Raw genomic sequence first — 16754 nt, 5'->3', positions numbered from 1 at the left:
AAGACGTGATGGCTTGGTTATTTAATTAGGATATCCAAAGCGATACTACCCCAGTTTCTTGTATAGCGGGCATATGATCCAGAATATACGTCTGCGACTATTCTAGCTAGACGCTGCCATCTGGATTTAGGGAAATCCATGCGCCTTTGCAGATGTGCACATTTTTCAGCACAGGCAGAACGATGTTTCGGTGAAATCAGCTGGTTATTCAAGCGTTGCTGTAAATTTATCCACAACGCCAATTCATCGCGCAAATAAGCAGTCCTGTTAATCTGCAGGGCGTTACGTATTTGGGAAAGCACGGATACTTTTCGTCCGCCAATCTGGTTGTTACCGTGTTGTCGATATTTCACCAGGCATTCATCTACTGGCACGATATTGCCGCATGCCGCTGCCAGTAATGCTATCCAGGCATCATGATGCCAAGTTGCAGGAATCGGTAAAACTATTTCCCGCAGCGAGGTACGAAATGCCATACTCGCCCCCATCACCAAAAAACGTTTAAGCAGAATATCAAAACTGTCTCCCATCTGCATATGCCGTCTGGTACGAATGTCGAATTTAAGGCCCTGCCACATGGTATATCCAAGTGCTTGCAATGATGCGTCAGTGACTTCAGCATCACTGAAGACGGCAGTAACGCTTTCGTCAACAAACATATTGGCGATTTTTTCTAGTTTATCAACGTGCCAAATATCATCCTGGTCAGATAAAGCAATGACATCCCCCTTGCAGAGGCTAATGACTTTTCCAAAATTGAGACTGGATCCCAGGCGTTGCTGATTGACATGCAGACTTACGGGGAAACCGGCAGTAGCACCAAATTGCCGTATGATGTCGCAGGTACTATCGGTGGATAGATCGTCGCATACGACAAGCTCAAACGGCTGCAACGATTGCAAAAGAAAACTTTGCAATTGCTCTAGCAAAAACTCCTCGCCGTTATAAGTACATAAAGCGATCGAGATGCGAGATTGGCTCATACATAAAGATAATATAAACGGAAGATTGGTGATAAGAAAATAATTTTTTGCTTCAATTTAACAAATAAGTTTGCGGCCAAATTCGAATATTTAACAATAAAAGTAACGATCGTTACCAAATAATAGTAACCAACATTGCATCACATAAATATACAAGAAATCTGCATAACAAATACTAGCTTCTCCGGCAAACTGTAACAGTCTGCCTAACGGAAGATGAATTCCAGTTTCGCGCCATTTAATTCGATCACGTCACCATCCGTCAATTGCTTTGGTTTCGCTTCCATTAACTGATCATTCAATTTCGGTTTTGTCGCACCATCGACATGGGCAATAAAATAATCCTGCGCTTGCCTTGTGATAGCCACCACCTGAACGGTAGGGCTGCCTATGGTTGTCACTGGTTTGGACAATATCAATTCCTTGCCTGCATTGGCACCACTCAGCACTTTCACCCTGGCACCTTGGCTGACCGGAGACGACGGACTTGGCGCATTGGGTACATTGGTCACAGGATTTTTTACCGGCGCATCTTTTTCTACCTGAAAGCGCAGTTTATATTTGCCTATATCAATGACATCGTCATGCTGCAACAGATGTTTTTTAATAGGCTGACCGTTAACCATGGTGCCATTGGTGCTGCCCAGATCAAGCACAAAAGAACCACTTGACGAGGTATCGATTGCGGCATGCTGGCCACTGACAGTTAAATGATCAATGACGATGTCATTGCTGGGGCGGCGACCAACTGTCAGACGTGATTTGCTGATGCTGAGCTCTTGCTGAACTAAACCATTAAAGGTGACGATAATTTTCGCCATAGATCTCTCTTAATTCGTATTCCCCCGGACTATCGGGTAAAAGTTCTTTGCAACCAGGATTTGTCTTGCTCAGCAAGTACTCGGAACAGGATGACTGAAATATTGTCTAATCCGCCACGATCATTGGCACGGTCAATCAGGGAGGCACAGCACTGGCTCAAGTCTTTCGCGTCTTGCTTTATCAAGGAGAGGATTTCATCATGTCCTAGCATATCGGTCAATCCATCCGAGCACATCAGATACAAATCATCAGCCATGGTTTGGTGTATATGCAACTCTATCTGCGGTAGTTCCTGCGTACCAACTGCGCGGGTAATTAAATTTTTGATAGATGAATAACGGGCGTCTTCTTCTGATATCAGGCCGGCATTGATTTGCTCTTGCAAGACCGAATGGTCTTGCGTCAATCTGCTAAGGACACCATTTCTGTAACGATAAGCTCTGGAATCACCGACGTGCGCCAATAAAAGCTTATCTTGTAAACAACTGGCAACGACCACGGTGGTACCCATGCCCGCACATTCAGGATTGGTGAGCGCAGCATGCAAGACACTGCTATTGGCCAGTTCAATGGCTTCAGTAATCCATCTCGCCATGGCCACCGGACGCGGCCCCATGGAAGGGAACCAGATCGCATCCATCTTGGTACACAGGTATTCGGCAATGATCTGCGCCGTCATCGCGCTGGCGACTTCACCAGCGTTATAGCCGCCCATGCCATCAGCCAGAATAGCGCAGCCGTAGTCAGCACACACGACGATGGCATCTTCGTTATGTGCCCTGACTTGTCCGTTATCGGAAAGGGCGGCAAATTCTAAAACACGCTGGTATGGCATCAATAAACGGTCTGACTAAAAAAATTGAATTAATAAATTTATATCAATTCAAGATTGATACTTTGGGATAGCTTTTTCCTCAGCTTTTAAGCTTAACATTAAGGAAATCTATTTGCACTGCTTAATTTGCACTGCTTATTTGACAATGTTTGTTATCAGAAAATTCTGCGGCAAAATCGGTGACAAAAAGCGGGCAGAAACGAAAAGAGTCGCACACTTGCGACTCTTTTCTGAAGACCTGCCTGAAGTCAAAAACTTACAGCATGGCTTTCAACAAACGCGCCATTTCTGACGGGTTTTTCGTGGCCTTGATGCCGCATTCTTCCATGATGTCGAGCTTGGCTTGTGCAGTATCAGCACCACCAGAGATCAGCGCGCCAGCATGGCCCATGCGTTTGCCCGGAGGCGCAGTCACACCGGCGATGAAGCCAACAACTGGTTTCTTCATGTTGTCGCGTACCCAGTAAGAAGCATTCGCTTCGTCAGGGCCACCGATTTCACCGATCATGATGACGGCATCCGTATCTGGATCATCATTGAACATCTTCATGATGTCGATGTGTTTCAGACCATTGATAGGATCACCACCGATACCAACAGCAGAAGACTGACCCAGACCCAGTGCAGTCAATTGACCCACTGCTTCATAAGTCAACGTACCTGAACGGGAAACCACGCCGATACGACCTTTACGGTGGATATGGCCTGGCATGATGCCGATCTTGATTTCGTCTGGCGTAATCAGACCTGGGCAGTTAGGGCCGAGCAATTTTGTCTTGCTGCCGGACTTTGCCATGCGGTCTTTCAACATCATCATGTCACGGACAGGGATGCCTTCGGTAATGCAAATTGCCAGGTCCAGGTCAGCTTCAACAGCTTCCCAGATGGCAGCGGCTGCGCCTGCTGGTGGAACATAGATAACGGAAACTGTTGCACCAGTAGCAGCTTTAGCTTCAGATACGTTAGCAAAAATCGGAATGCCTTCGAAATCTTCGCCAGCTTTTTTCGGGTTCACGCCAGCGACGAAACAGTTTTTACCGTTTGCGTAATCGCGGCACATGCGCGTATGGAACTGGCCAGTTTTGCCAGTAATACCTTGGGTGATGACTTTAGTGTCTTTATTGATCAGGATGGACATATCTGTTCCTTGCGATTATTAAGCTTTAGCAGCAGCGGCAGCAACAACCTTCTGCGCTGCTTCTTCCATCGTGTCAGCCGCGATGATAGGCAGGCCAGAGTCAGCCAGCATCTTCTTGCCGATGTCTTCGTTAGTACCCTTCATACGCACAACCAGTGGTACTTGCAGGGAAACTGCCTTGGATGCAGTGATCACACCTTCAGCGATCACGTCACAACGCATGATGCCGCCGAAAATATTGACCAGGATGGCTTTCAGGCCTGGGTTTTTCAACATGATCTTGAAGGCTTCTGTTACTTTTTCTGCCGTCGCACCGCCACCTACGTCGAGGAAGTTGGCTGGTTCGCCGCCAAATAGTTTGATGGTGTCCATCGTTGCCATCGCCAGGCCAGCGCCGTTGACCAGGCAACCGATATTGCCGTCGAGGGAGATGTAAGCCAGGTCAAATTTGGAAGCTTCGATTTCAGCTGGATCTTCTTCATCCAGATCGCGGTAAGCCACGATTTCTGGTTGACGGAACAAGGCATTCGCGTCGAAGTTGAATTTTGCATCCAGTGCGATCACTTTGCCGGAGCCAGTCAAAATCAAAGGATTGATCTCAGCCAGGGAGCAGTCAGTTTCCATAAAGGCTTTGTACAAACCTTGCAATTGGACGCGCGCATCAGCGATAGAGCCTTCAGGCACGCCGATTTTGCGGGAGATGTCATCCGCTTCTGCATCTTGCAGACCATTGGTCGGGTCGATAGCGATAGAATGCAGCAGCTCTGGATGTGACTCTGCCACTTCTTCAATATCCATACCGCCTTCGCTGGAGGCCATCAAGACCACACGCTGGCTGATACGGTCAGTGACCATACTGACATACAGTTCTTTTTTGATATCAGCGCCTTCTTCGATCAACAGGCGACGAACCTTCTGACCTTCAGGGCCAGTCTGATGCGTGATCAGTTGCATGCCCAGAATCGCCTCAGCGTATTCGCGCACTTGTTCCAGGGATTTAGCGACTTTCACGCCACCACCCTTGCCACGGCCACCGGCGTGTATCTGTGCTTTAACAACCCAGACTGGTCCGCCCAGCGTTTCAGCCGCTTTGACCGCTTCGTCAACAGACAGGCATGGAATACCGCGTGGTACTGTCACTCCGAATTTGCGGAGGATTTCTTTACCCTGATACTCATGAATTTTCATACGACTTCCCTTCAGACACTGAGGTATAAATAATTAAACAAACAAACTAGCTGGGTGATTTCGCGTCAGACGACATCGTCGCCCAACGCGGGTAGTACTGGACAACCGCCGGCCCGTCAGTACGAAGGGCGTGGCAGCGATCTAATTGAAAAGGTTTTTGCGTCTGCTGACCGTGATCGCTTGCACCATCACGGGTATCAATCACATCTCCGGCAAAAGCCTGGACAGCCGCGGTGGGCAGAATCTGCGCCATTTCCGTCAGGTGGGTGCAACCCTGCACACCAGCCATGCGTTCTTTGACGCCCTGACGAAATTGTTTTAGCAGGTTCAAACCGATGAGTTTTTTATAATCTGGAGTAATGACTTCACAATAACCCGGATAAGGTACCGCATCCGAAGACGCTTCGACGTCAACGATGGTTAATTGCAAATCAATGGTAATGCGCAGGCTGAGATCATGCAGCGCGCTGCCATTGGGGCGCACGCCGGATGCGAGAGTAATATCGCGGGGCTTATAGTCAGTGATACGGGCGTCAAGATCCCACAATCCATCATCGCGCGCGAACGCTTCGATCTGGATAGTACGCGTGTGCTTCAGGGCGCGTCTGTTGGTTGACGAAGATAAGGGCATCATGCCTGCTGGCGGCTAAACCGGAATACTCAATAAATATAGCCACAATTGCGTGTCGTTACCGCAGCTTCTACGATAACAGCCGCTCCTGCGGCCCTGCAAAAAACCACAAGAGTTTAGCACAGACCTGCACGGAACTCACCACCTGACTACAATTTAAGCAATAGCCTGACTCGATTTCTTACGGAAACATGATTCTTTTAATATCAAATCAGATGCATCTTAGAGAGATGCATGAAATAGATGTCTTCATCAACAATAATCCAAGCTATCAATACAGCGATTCGCGACAAACTCTGCGCATTATCCTGATAGCTGGCATTTGCGCTTTGGGGCGCCTTTTAAAACTGGAGAACTGGAGAACGAGAGACTGAAAGACTGCGGGCGTTTGATATGCTACCTGTTTGATAATGAAGCGCTGGGTTCCAAGATAAACCTTGCGCATTTGCTGGCGTTAATCGATCTCATCTTCATCGCGGGGTGCTCGCATGGCAGCTTGTATCGCCCGGCTGGAAAACCCTCTTTGCTGCAAAAACGCCGCCTGCTTCATCTTCTCTTGATGATCAGCAGGGGCAGTGCGAAATTTCCGGTGCAGGACTTGTATCGCCCTCTCCTGCTCGCTCGCCTGCAAACCTTCTTTGACAGCATCTATATCTTGCGACTGCAAACCGTGACTTTGCAATTCCGCCAAAATGCGATTATTGCCAAAACGTGCCTGCCGACGGTTGACCAGGGATTCAGAAAAGCGCTCGCCTGATAAATACTTGGCCGCTTCAAGAAAATTCAATACGGCTTCAACATCCTCCCCCTCTTGCACATAGGGTGCAAGCTTGCGCTCAAGCTCCATGCGGCTATGTTCACGCATGGATAAATAACGCAAGGCTCTGGCCTTCAGGCTAATTATTGGTTTCTTCATACTTTAAAAGCAAAAACGCTGACCACCCGCGAAACTCTTGTCACGCAAGCAATCAGCATTTCTGCCTGATCTCAGATCAGGGAATAAGACTTGCGCAAACCCCGCCCAACAAAGCCAACCGAGAGGGCCGTACAATGTACGAAGCTGCCTATCCTGAGAAGGTCTTGCGCAAGTCCAAACTTAACATTTAACTTAAAACTTAACTTAGTACTTACTCAGCTATCGAAGCTGGCAACAAAGGCACGCCCAGATGTGCGCGCACTTTGTTTTCAATTTCTTTCGACAACTCTGGACGTTCTTTCAGGAAATTACGTGCATTATCCTTGCCTTGACCGATACGCTCACCATTGTAGCTGTACCAGGCCCCTGCCTTTTCAATGATCTTGGCGTCCGCACCCAGATCAAGGATTTCACCTTCACGAGAAGTGCCTTCCCCATACAAAATATCGAAATGCGCTTCTTTAAATGGCGGTGCAACTTTATTTTTGACTACTTTGACCTTGGTTTCATTACCAACCACTTCATCGCCCGACTTGATCGAACCGGTGCGGCGGATATCCAGACGTACAGAAGCATAAAACTTCAGAGCATTACCGCCAGTCGTCGTTTCCGGGCTACCGAACATGACACCAATTTTCATACGGATCTGGTTAATGAAAATCACCAGGGTGTTAGTACGTTTAATGCTGCCTGTCAGCTTACGCAAAGCCTGAGACATCAAACGTGCCTGCAAGCCAGGCAAAGAGTCACCCATGTCGCCTTCAATCTCGGCACGTGGCGTCAGCGCCGCTACCGAATCGATAACAACCAGGTCAACGCTGCCAGAACGCACCAGCGCATCAGTAATCTCCAATGCCTGCTCACCAGTGTCTGGCTGAGAAATCAGCAAATCAGACAAATTCACGCCCAGCTTCTGCGCATAACCCACGTCCAATGCATGTTCAGCATCAATGAACGCACAGGTACCACCAATTTTTTGCATTTCTGCAATCGCTTGCAGTGTCAGCGTAGTTTTACCTGAAGACTCAGGGCCATAAATTTCTACCACACGGCCACGTGGCAAGCCACCAACGCCCAGCGCAATATCTAGACCAAGTGAGCCAGTGGAAACAACCTGCACCTCTTCCACCACTTCGCCATCAGCCATACGCATGACTGAACCTTTACCAAACTGCTTTTCTATCTGTGCCAGAGCTGCGGCAAGTGCCTTCGCTTTTTCTGTGGCGTTTTCAGGTTTCTTATCGTCCATACTATCTTTCATTCAATAAGCGGCGGTGGAAAATGAAGCGCAGGTTTAATTTCCCGCGTTTTGCAGTACTGTATAAAAAAACAGTGATTTATGCAAGCGACATTTTCAAATTGATGGAAATTTGTTGATTTATTAAGAATAGGACGATTTTGTCGATTTCCGTTTAACTCTGAATTTTTCTCGTTTACGGCCATGACATAGACCGACAAAGGTCATCAGAAACTAGCTGTCGATTTTCATTTAACTCTGAATTTTTTTCATTTAACTTTGAATTCGTAGGTAGACATGTGCCCCTTTATAAGGGCACATGCTACAACAGCATACATTTCAATTTGGGATAGTGTTGAGGCGAAAGCTCAGACTAATACCGTGCTTTACTGGTATTGCCGTTAGGTGCACTGCAGTCACTAACGGAAAATCGCGGCAATTGTATCTATTTAGAATAAACATACATAAACGTATGCGTGGAGAAGACATTCAAGGGTCAATCCATTTTTTCACTGGAGATCGTTTGTAAAAATTCTAGTCAGCCAAGTATGTCTTGCTTAATAGTTCAAAAGTACCGATTTTTACTGGATTAGGCGTGGCCTTTGCGTGAAATTCTGATCCACTTACTTTATCAATTGTTGTCATTATAGCTTTAAAATCTAAAACGATGCTATGACATCGTTATTGATGTGGCCTATATTTTTTAATGCTGTGAATGTAAAACATCAAAAGATTCTAGTACATGAAACGTCCGATTTATCATCTAGAGTTGGGCCTAGGTCGAGGTTTTCTTGCTAGCAAAAATCTTCTATAGAGCTCATCAGCACCAGGGGAAGGTATTGCATCCTTTTGGGATGCAAACAAATTATAGAATCGTAGAAACTTTATACAATCTCGCGAATACATCCACTTCCATGCGATCCGATACGGATTCTTTTCACTACAGCTTCTGTCGAGTAGTGTTTGAAACATGAAATTGTTAACGGCCTTTACGAATGACATTAACCAAGATGCGATGTCAGCCAGTTCATTTTTTCCAAGTGCTAGCGGTTTTTCCAAAGCTTGGCTGTGTATTTCCAGACCAAGCGCGATCCCATTTTGGGTACCAAGTTTCCCAAAGCGATGGACACAGCAGTGCCTCATTTGACATATTTTTTCAAACTCCAATAACAAGGTCTTCAAATTTTCCGGAATTTTCTCTACCGCGAGGAATTTGATTAATGATTTACGAACCGCATCTTCACTAGCAAATGAAACGCCTTCAAGTAACGCTTCGGCCAGTAGCTTTTTATTTTGATAAAGTACTGCGCCGAAAGGGACGGTATATGAATGCGCGTCAGCCTGAGCCTTTTGATCGGTATTTATAATTGAACTAATAACGGATCTGAAATATCCCTCAACAGCAGAAACATGCCCCAGAAGCAATAATCGTGAAAATTCTGGTGAAACACTTGCTGCGCCAGTCCAAAGCTTATTAATCTCTTTGCAGTTCTCAATATAAATATCGATTGCCGAAGTCGCAGTCTCGGAATAGGTACAATCGAACAAAATTACCGTGTTGGGGCAAGGACTCGCTGCAATTGAGCCGATATTGGTAATTGCGGAGTAATCCGCTGACACGCTATTAGTTGCCATTTGCTAGGAAAGAAAATCGTCAACAAAACTATGCAAGACATCGGCGATTTTAGTACTTCGACGCCGACCGAAACCGTATACTGTGATCAATTCAGCGACGGGATTTTGCATAGCTAGATAATCACGAATAGTTTTTAGCTGTGGTAAATCATTTTTTATTTGTCGAATTTGAAATTGCGTCAACGCAGGCACCATCTCGATTTGTACGTTTAAGCAAGCGTCGAATGACGAGACTGCGATCAGCTGACTTCCACAATTGCTACAGAATTTTTGCATTTCATCGACCCGCTTTGTACCACATGCAGGACAAGGAGGGAGCGCAAAATCTAGATCTTTCAGAATCGCTATATCATCTACGTATTTTTCTAACTTACGACGAATAGGATGTTTTGCCCGTCGAGCATGAATAGCATCGACCGTACTTCTAAGTGTACCTCCCGCATCCCCTGAAGTTAGTGCCCTGCTGCTGAGAAGGGCTGCGCCATGTGGTATGAATCGTCGATAAATTCGCTCAGGAGTACCGTGTTTCACTTCTTTGGCGTCGAAGATGAGTCCTGCCTCAACTAGTAATTGAAACATGCGGCGAACGATTGGGGTAAGGTCCTCCTTAGGAACCCCAACAATTAGTTGGACCAATTCTCGACTATCATTCGCGCTCTTAATTGCCTTCACCATGCCATTTAGAATGAGTTCTCCCACACTAAGTAGATTCGCAAACTTTGGAACTTTCGTCGCAAGCGAACGGAATTCTGCGAGCCTAGCCGAAAGGTGATCCTCAATAACCTGGTTGACTCGGGCTTGCATAGACCTATTTCGATTCTCCTTAAACGACTGCAACATCGTTAAGTAAGCACGAGGAACACCAAAAGCCGCAAATCGCAAAATCTCAACAATATCATTAGGAAAAAGCTCGAAATCAGGGAATCGACATCGAGCAATTTGATCCAGATCTGATGCGTAAGTAGGTGCTTCGAAAGAGGTCCAAACGAACACGTCCGTACTGTCCTGACCAGCGTGAAAGCGGGGGCTATACTCAGTTGTTCCGGGGTAGACTGATGCTTTAGGAGCTATGGTTGAAGACTTAAGAGCACGCACAATATCAAGTAGTTCGATAAGATAGCTTGGCGTAAGTGTCAGTGCCGCGTCATCAAGCAGGAGCACTGTCCGTTTTCGCCCTGCGATGCCACATGCAGCATCTAGCAATTGCTGAACTTTCGTAACTGTAATTGACCTAGAAAGTGCGAGCTCATCAACAGAAAGTGGTTGGTTTCGTTCCAATGCCGCAATTAACAGTTCTAAACGATGTTTTGGCAGACTAAGCAATTTTTCAATCTCAGCAACACCTGACGCATTCTTCCCTTTGTACTCAAGACTCCCGTATGTTGCCAACACTACCAACCCCAATGCCCAGGCATGAAATTCATCTGGTGGCGATGCCCTTGATACAAGCAGAGGCTCCAACCGATAATATTTATTAAAGGAGACATATACTGAAAATGGCTTAGACTGATCTTCTTGGCATGTAATCCAAGAGTACCGCATCATGTGGGTTTTGCCACAGCCGCGGGGACCGACAATTGTTTTTAATGATGGTGTAAGTAAAGCTTTTAACACGCTTTTAAACAGCTCGCTATCAGGTGCAGTCTCGGAAACCAAATCTTCGACAGGTATGTAGTCGGCCCGTTGTTCTAGCACCAAATCTTCGTCTTTTGTAACGCCGTCGTTTTCTGCTGTTTTCATTTTTACTTTATAAAGGCAAAGCCATTTGCAATACGTCTGACCTAGAGAGATATTTTGCTCCAACCCCGTGAGCCAATGTCTCAAGTGCATTGCGTCCAGCTGCGCTAGAAAAGAACCGCATGATACTGTCACGATATTTCGGTGGCACTCGCAACGCGTATATGCAGTCGCTAATTACACACCCCTCTCCCTCGACCAAGCAAATTTTATCGTGTAAATTGCGACCTATTCGTGCGATCAAAATATCGCCTGGCTCTGCGATATGAACTTGACCAGGTAATTTTCCTAACGTCCTAGCCGCCCTGAGAAATTTCTTAGGAACCCGCGCAAAAACGCCATCTAGACGACGGGGAAAATCACTTAAATGAAAAATAGGAACTGGTAAAGAATCGAGTTGATTGGAACTAAATGAACCTCGTTGAAGCGACGCCCCCATATTTTCAATGGTCATCGTTTTTCTACGTTTCGTTGAACTTGCTACAGATTGTCTTGAAAAATGAAATCCATAGTCAAGCCTCTTCTCTGCAATCTCTGCTGGGATAACGAGAGGTGCGGACAGTTCACCTTGCATGGATAAATTCCGTAGCACGACTTGTTCAGTAGTACCGCCTGACTTTGCAAGAACCAAAAGATGAGTTTGTGCATCAGTACCGCTGAACACCCGTCGGGGAAGCTGGACAATTTCTTTAATGAGGTGCTGCCTTAAAAGCACTGCGCGGACTCGTTCGAATTTCTGGCCGGTTAGCAATCCATCAGGAAGTATTAATCCCAGTTTGCCTTTGCGTTTAAGAAAACGGAGATTTTGTGCGATGAACAGTAAATCTGCTCCGGCGTCATGTATTGAATCAAGAGCTCCGGAAAATCCGGCTTCTTCAAGAATGGCACCATAACCAGCTCGCCACTTCGGACGAACGTATGGCGGGTTGCACAGACCGATGTCCACACTACCAAAAGACAAACCAATCTTATTTGCCAGTTCGTCATCCAACGCGTCTTGGACGTAGTGCATATGGGCTTGACCACCGTGATCACTTAACTCAGGTCGAGTACTATGATCGGCATCTACAGTGACTAACCGAGCCCCTCCCCACTTTCGAACTGCTGCACTTGATATGGAGCCCTGTCCCACGCCTAACTCAACAATGAGCTTTGGCTTCACATGGTCAATTAAATTAACCAAAATGTCGCTTACGGCTGGTGCCGTGTAATAACGTCCCCAGCTATCCGAAGTCATGCCGGGTCGAATTAAGTCAAGCTGCGGAGCAAGTGTCATATTACTTTCTATATTGTAGTGCATTGCGCAGCAGATAAATTACTTAGCCCACATATTATATTTCCAATAAGCCTGCGCAACAATATGCATGCATTAAAACCCACAATCAGGTATCGAAGAAATTCAACTTCTCAAATCAGCAAAAGCAGCTCTAAAGCAAAGAGGTGACATGTGATTTGCAATTATAAACTTCCATAATTTAACCTTATCCTGCTTTCAACACTGCAACATACCGAGCGCCTAGAGCTTTATATAGATCGACGCTAAAAGATTTGTTGTTCACGTCCATTGATGAAACTATTTCCACCAGATGAACATTATCCTCTCGCCCATTCCATTGCTTCACATAGCTTCCTGACTTATAGCCATTATCCTGCCTGAAAATATTCAAGACATTTTTGGATATATACTGAACAAGAACAGTATCCCATGACATATTCAATGCTTGAAAACAGGCTTCCAACACGGAAAACTCGTTTCGTCTGCAAACAGCGAGACCGGCCAAGAGTTCAAGCAGACGTCGCGGATCCGATCTATCAAGTGAGTGCAGGGTGCCGTCAAATATGATGATCTTGACACTTGGATCTGAAGAGTTCGCCACGCGGACGGCAGCCAACTCGACGTCACCCCGCGCTCGCACCAATTCATGAGACAACATGAAATGCAAAATATCAATCAATTCAACTCCCGCTTGCTCAATATCTGGAAGCTCCTTTTTCCACCACTTCCACCCAAAATGATCAAGTGCCTCACTCACTTCCACCACAACCGCGCGTAAGAAGGGATAGCCTGCCGTTAGCCAATCGGGATTGACAGTAGCATTCATTCTGGCCTGTAGCACAAGCATTTGTTTGGCCTGTTCAGTTTGGAGTGATTTCATTTGGCTCCTTTTCTCTCAGGACATATCAGTGGCGCACTATCCTATCACTATGCCCTGCGATGTAATCAAGGATTTGATTGATAGCTAATCGCGCATCTGCGAACACGTCACCAGACAACTCCTTTAGGATTCGCGCAAAAAGTGCTGTTGCGGATATATTAGGACTTAATCGGAATCCGCATTTATTCATACAAAGAATAATTACCTCAACGGGAGGAACAGCATCGCAGGAGATATACTTCGACAGCATTGGCTGGCTCTTGCTCAACAACGCAGCAAACCTTACTTGAGATGAACCCGAATTTTGCCATGCTGTGCAGACAATGTCTTTAGGTTCCATAAAGTTTTCAACAGAAATAATGCATAGAATATTATTCTCAAAAAAGAATAACAGTATTCAAATAGTCATGCAATTGTATGTTGATAACGACCGTAGCAAAAAGGGGCGTAGCAATTCGTGCCCCCAAAATTGCGTTGCGGAACTATTACACTCTCTCTTAAGAACTAAATTCAACGCGGACATTAATCCGCGTACACGCAAAGAAGCACTGACAATTTCCTTGCGCAACGCCATCCAGGCAACATGATCCATTGATATCACAAACAAGGACTACTCACGGTCAACACGTACAACATATAGATGCCATACGTTAGCACCAGTCGAGCGCTTCGATTTTTTGCGGGGATGATCAAAAATTATTCCTGTCTCAGAAGGAAAAAGACTTGCAAATACAGCAGTGGCGATGCCGCATGGCTTGGTACCTATGGGTGCAATAAACATCTTCGCCCCTGCAGTTAAAGAATCACGAGTCCGTTCAAGACATTCGAAGGCAGAACCAGGATCGCTTGCAGAGCAATATGCAATGTCAAAATCCCCTTGTTCGGAAAGCATTGGTAAATGTGGAACTATCGCATTGAGTTCCCAGCCAGCACGAAACGCTGGAACGCCAAAAACGACCTTTACCGATTTTGCGGCAATCATCTGATACTCCGCCAGAGCTCTGGCCATCCGGTCAGGCTCGTAACCCAAGAAAAATACACCAGCCTCAACCTCATCACTTGAAAGATCAACAACTGCATGAGGAATAGGCTTGTATCCTGGAATAAGTTCTGATAGCGCGTACGAGTCCCCGCCGACAGGTTTGGTATAGTTATCCGGCTCTGCATAGATAATGTGAAAGGTATTGACACCAAGCGCAATGAGTGCCCGCGTTATACAGAATAATTCAGCAAAACCCAATGTAGTTGCCTCCAAAACGATTTGTCGGCCATCCATATAACGTTGCACAAGATCGGCACATGCATCGGCACTAGCAGCTATACCACCGACACTGACAGTCATATTCTCGACATCGTAGGTGACTAACACTTTCTCGTGCGTAGGTGCTTCCTCAGTGTTTACAGCAAGTTCGCCGCGATCATCGACGGCAGTTCCGTGGAAAAGCACACCACCAGATGACAATCCCAACTGAACAACGCTATTGTGGCTACTGGAATAGAAATGAGCGGTAGCAGCCATTACCACAATCCCATTTGTTGCGACGTTATAGCCGGACTTGAATCATCTTTAATCAAGCGAGAGCAGAATCCGCGGTATTCGTCTTCCGTGCCAAGAGCAAGTATGTGAAAATCTTCAACTGACACTTCGATTTTTCTTTTCCTACGATAGCTAATCTGAAAGTAGGGAGCGTAAATTGGGTTTAATTGATAATCAACGGTATCCCGACCCGCCGCCCCCTTCGTTTTGGTCTCTAGCTGCTCAATCAAGATCGCATACTTCATCGCCTCCCTCATGAATCTGACTTCCTCTTGTGACAAAGCGCGCCCAGAATTAATGGTGAATTGATTTTGTTCAGGCTCGCTCATAGCTGGTTGCGCCTGAAGGCCACGGAAAGCACCACCCAGACGTAAAACGAACATACGCAGCCGCTCTCCATACTCACCAAATGTTTTTATCTCATCTATCAACTTGTCAGCTGCCTCATACGCGGCCTTAGCCTGAATATCAATAGCGAAAATATCTACATCTCCATCCAACAGCTCCGTGACCTCAAGCGCCTTGTAAGCAAGTATAAGGAAGTGGCGTAGATTGTTACTAGCCATCGTACAAAACGTATCAAATCCGCTGTAGATCGGACAAATCGACTGGTAAGGTCGGTAGAGTTCTAGTAGCGCGCCAACCAAATTATTGTGTACCCAAGTTGTCTCAAATGCCCCTGTTCCGTCGCATCTGTATTTCTCTAGCTCCTCAATCACTCGCTCTGGAGTTTGCGTAGAGCGATTAAGCAATGCAGGCACAATCACTAAGGCTTCAGGCACATTTTTGAATTCTATAAAAGTATCGACCTTGATCTTGGTCTTTTTCTTCATTAGCGCTCGATCAATTCTCTCAATGAGTATTCGTTCAATGCGAGGTTCCTCCAAAGCGTCTTTCGCGAGTTCCTTTGATGTTTTTGATGGAAAGCGTGCACGTATAGTTTTTAATGTCTGTGCACGATAGACATCCACCTGGCGTTTGACTAATCCGTCAGGCGACAATACCGATTGAATAAAATAACCATTCTCGTTTCCAGCTGCCAAGTCAAGGTTGGCCAAATATACTTCTGCAAAAAAAACATTCCAACTTTGCTCATCCAACTGCTCATCAAGAGCAATAAGACGAAAATCATGAGTTGCATTGACAGACTCAGGGCCTGTAGTTGCGCTCTCCCCTGAGAGTTCTTTGGATGTGAAACTGACGATAAACGGCTTTTGGCTGTGCTTAAGATATGAATTCAGAACTCTGCGTTGGTACGGAACTAAATTCTCCACCTCATCAACGTAGACATAAAACGCTATATCTTTAAGTGCAGGCGTATTTTTTAGATCCAGAATAAGTGCGTCGATAAATGCGCGCCCTGGCGGCAGCAATGGTTTGGTCATCGACGACATATTCGAAGCCCATGTCGAGAATAAACGCCTCCGCCCCTCAAGGAATTTTTCAAGTTCACTCGGTACCGTTGGAAAATCCGGATGGAAGTCTGTCGCGCAACTAAACTTTAGTTTAGCAAAATCGGCTTCTGTGAAGTTTTGATATGCACTTTCGGCAATCGCTCGAGTAGCTCGAATAATCTCAACAGATACAACAAGTGAAAAGTAGCTCTCAAAAACAGATATCCATTCCGTCTCATCTAAACCTCTAGATTTAAGGGAGTTACAGAACTGAGTATCAACTCGCCAATATATGCCGACATGCTTTAGTTCATCATTAGGAATTACATTTCGACGAGGGGAAAACGCAGTATGGTAGTCCATATACTTTAGTAACATGGTCTTTCCGCATCCACGCTTACCGACAATATAGGTTGCTTTCGTTGCTGACTTTAACCCCAGTTTATGGAAGTAAGGTGGTATAAAGAATTTTCCCCAAACGTCTGCGTCATGCTCCTCAGCACGAGTCTTAGCGAGAATTGCGTGGTCAAGAATTATCATCCATT

Annotated in this window: 15 protein-coding genes; all 15 read right to left on the bottom strand. The window is 46.0% G+C overall.

Annotation, left to right across the window (positions count from 1 at the left end; all coding sequences use genetic code 11):
• Positions 1–17: 17 nt before the first annotated feature.
• Positions 18–983: a glycosyltransferase family 2 protein gene (locus ACO0LH_RS18480; protein ID WP_422942602.1), complete on the bottom strand. Its 966-nt coding sequence runs from the start codon at positions 981–983 to the stop codon at positions 18–20.
• A gap of 206 nt (positions 984–1189) precedes the next feature.
• Positions 1190–1804, bottom strand: a complete 615-nt coding sequence (locus tag ACO0LH_RS18475; protein WP_422942601.1) for an FHA domain-containing protein — start codon at positions 1802–1804, stop codon at positions 1190–1192.
• Positions 1805–1833: 29 nt separating this feature from the next.
• A complete protein-coding gene (locus tag ACO0LH_RS18470) occupies positions 1834–2640 on the bottom strand; it encodes a Stp1/IreP family PP2C-type Ser/Thr phosphatase (protein WP_422942600.1) in 807 nt (268 codons plus the stop codon).
• A 256-nt stretch (positions 2641–2896) separates the two neighbouring features.
• Positions 2897–3778 (bottom strand): succinate--CoA ligase subunit alpha, encoded by an 882-nt coding sequence (sucD, locus tag ACO0LH_RS18465; RefSeq protein WP_186947208.1) that lies wholly within the window; start codon positions 3776–3778, stop codon positions 2897–2899.
• 18 nt (positions 3779–3796) lie between these two features.
• Complete coding sequence (gene sucC / locus ACO0LH_RS18460) at positions 3797–4981, bottom strand: ADP-forming succinate--CoA ligase subunit beta (RefSeq protein ID WP_422942867.1); 1185 nt, start codon at positions 4979–4981, stop codon at positions 3797–3799.
• Between the two features lie 31 nt (positions 4982–5012).
• Positions 5013–5597 carry a DUF2889 domain-containing protein gene (locus ACO0LH_RS18455; RefSeq protein WP_422942599.1) on the bottom strand — a complete coding sequence of 195 codons (585 nt, stop codon included), beginning with the start codon at positions 5595–5597 and terminating at the stop codon, positions 5013–5015.
• Between the two features lie 454 nt (positions 5598–6051).
• Positions 6052–6513 (bottom strand): recombination regulator RecX, encoded by a 462-nt coding sequence (gene recX / locus ACO0LH_RS18450; protein WP_422942598.1) that lies wholly within the window; start codon positions 6511–6513, stop codon positions 6052–6054.
• Positions 6514–6724: 211 nt separating this feature from the next.
• Entirely contained in the window at positions 6725–7762 is a 1038-nt protein-coding gene (gene recA, locus ACO0LH_RS18445; protein ID WP_422942597.1) for a recombinase RecA, read from the bottom strand.
• A gap of 747 nt (positions 7763–8509) precedes the next feature.
• Complete coding sequence (locus tag ACO0LH_RS18440; RefSeq protein ID WP_422942596.1) at positions 8510–9385, bottom strand: hypothetical protein; 876 nt, start codon at positions 9383–9385, stop codon at positions 8510–8512.
• A 3-nt stretch (positions 9386–9388) separates the two neighbouring features.
• Positions 9389–11125: a zinc ribbon domain-containing protein gene (locus ACO0LH_RS18435; protein ID WP_422942595.1), complete on the bottom strand. Its 1737-nt coding sequence runs from the start codon at positions 11123–11125 to the stop codon at positions 9389–9391.
• Positions 11126–11132: 7 nt separating this feature from the next.
• The gene (locus tag ACO0LH_RS18430; RefSeq protein WP_422942594.1) at positions 11133–12422 is read right to left on the bottom strand and encodes an N-6 DNA methylase; all 1290 of its coding nucleotides are present in this window, start codon (positions 12420–12422) and stop codon (positions 11133–11135) included.
• A 181-nt stretch (positions 12423–12603) separates the two neighbouring features.
• Entirely contained in the window at positions 12604–13278 is a 675-nt protein-coding gene (locus ACO0LH_RS18425; protein ID WP_422942593.1) for a dUTP diphosphatase, read from the bottom strand.
• A gap of 25 nt (positions 13279–13303) precedes the next feature.
• Positions 13304–13618, bottom strand: a complete 315-nt coding sequence (locus ACO0LH_RS18420; protein WP_422942592.1) for a hypothetical protein — start codon at positions 13616–13618, stop codon at positions 13304–13306.
• A 270-nt stretch (positions 13619–13888) separates the two neighbouring features.
• A complete protein-coding gene (locus tag ACO0LH_RS18415; RefSeq protein WP_422942591.1) occupies positions 13889–14797 on the bottom strand; it encodes a hypothetical protein in 909 nt (302 codons plus the stop codon).
• The gene (locus ACO0LH_RS18410; RefSeq protein WP_422942590.1) at positions 14797–16749 is read right to left on the bottom strand and encodes a hypothetical protein; all 1953 of its coding nucleotides are present in this window, start codon (positions 16747–16749) and stop codon (positions 14797–14799) included. Before ACO0LH_RS18410 ends, ACO0LH_RS18415 begins: the two co-directional genes overlap by 1 nt.
• Positions 16750–16754: the final 5 nt, after the last annotated feature.

The sequence above is a fragment of the Undibacterium sp. TJN19 genome, from assembly GCF_049339485.1.
GTDB lineage: Bacteria > Pseudomonadota > Gammaproteobacteria > Burkholderiales > Burkholderiaceae_D > Undibacterium.
This window is presented reverse-complemented; position numbering and strand designations above follow the sequence as displayed.

Bases quoted from the DNA above. Each gene is read 5' to 3' on its own strand.
- ACO0LH_RS18475 (WP_422942601.1), bottom strand. From the start codon at position 1,804: ATGGCGAAAATTATCGTCACCTTTAATGGTTTAGTTCAGCAAGAGCTC.
- ACO0LH_RS18480 (WP_422942602.1), bottom strand. From the start codon at position 983: ATGAGCCAATCTCGCATCTCGATCGCTTTATGTACTTATAACGGCGAG.
- recA (WP_422942597.1), bottom strand. From the start codon at position 7,762: ATGGACGATAAGAAACCTGAAAACGCCACAGAAAAAGCGAAGGCACTT.
- ACO0LH_RS18435 (WP_422942595.1), bottom strand. From the start codon at position 11,125: ATGAAAACAGCAGAAAACGACGGCGTTACAAAAGACGAAGATTTGGTG.
- ACO0LH_RS18430 (WP_422942594.1), bottom strand. From the start codon at position 12,422: ATGCACTACAATATAGAAAGTAATATGACACTTGCTCCGCAGCTTGAC.
- ACO0LH_RS18425 (WP_422942593.1), bottom strand. From the start codon at position 13,278: ATGAAATCACTCCAAACTGAACAGGCCAAACAAATGCTTGTGCTACAG.
- ACO0LH_RS18420 (WP_422942592.1), bottom strand. From the start codon at position 13,618: ATGGAACCTAAAGACATTGTCTGCACAGCATGGCAAAATTCGGGTTCA.
- ACO0LH_RS18455 (WP_422942599.1), bottom strand. From the start codon at position 5,597: ATGCCCTTATCTTCGTCAACCAACAGACGCGCCCTGAAGCACACGCGT.
- ACO0LH_RS18440 (WP_422942596.1), bottom strand. From the start codon at position 9,385: ATGGCAACTAATAGCGTGTCAGCGGATTACTCCGCAATTACCAATATC.
- ACO0LH_RS18410 (WP_422942590.1), bottom strand. From the start codon at position 16,749: ATGATAATTCTTGACCACGCAATTCTCGCTAAGACTCGTGCTGAGGAG.
- sucD (WP_186947208.1), bottom strand. From the start codon at position 3,778: ATGTCCATCCTGATCAATAAAGACACTAAAGTCATCACCCAAGGTATT.
- ACO0LH_RS18415 (WP_422942591.1), bottom strand. From the start codon at position 14,797: ATGGCTGCTACCGCTCATTTCTATTCCAGTAGCCACAATAGCGTTGTT.
- recX (WP_422942598.1), bottom strand. From the start codon at position 6,513: ATGAAGAAACCAATAATTAGCCTGAAGGCCAGAGCCTTGCGTTATTTA.
- ACO0LH_RS18470 (WP_422942600.1), bottom strand. From the start codon at position 2,640: ATGCCATACCAGCGTGTTTTAGAATTTGCCGCCCTTTCCGATAACGGA.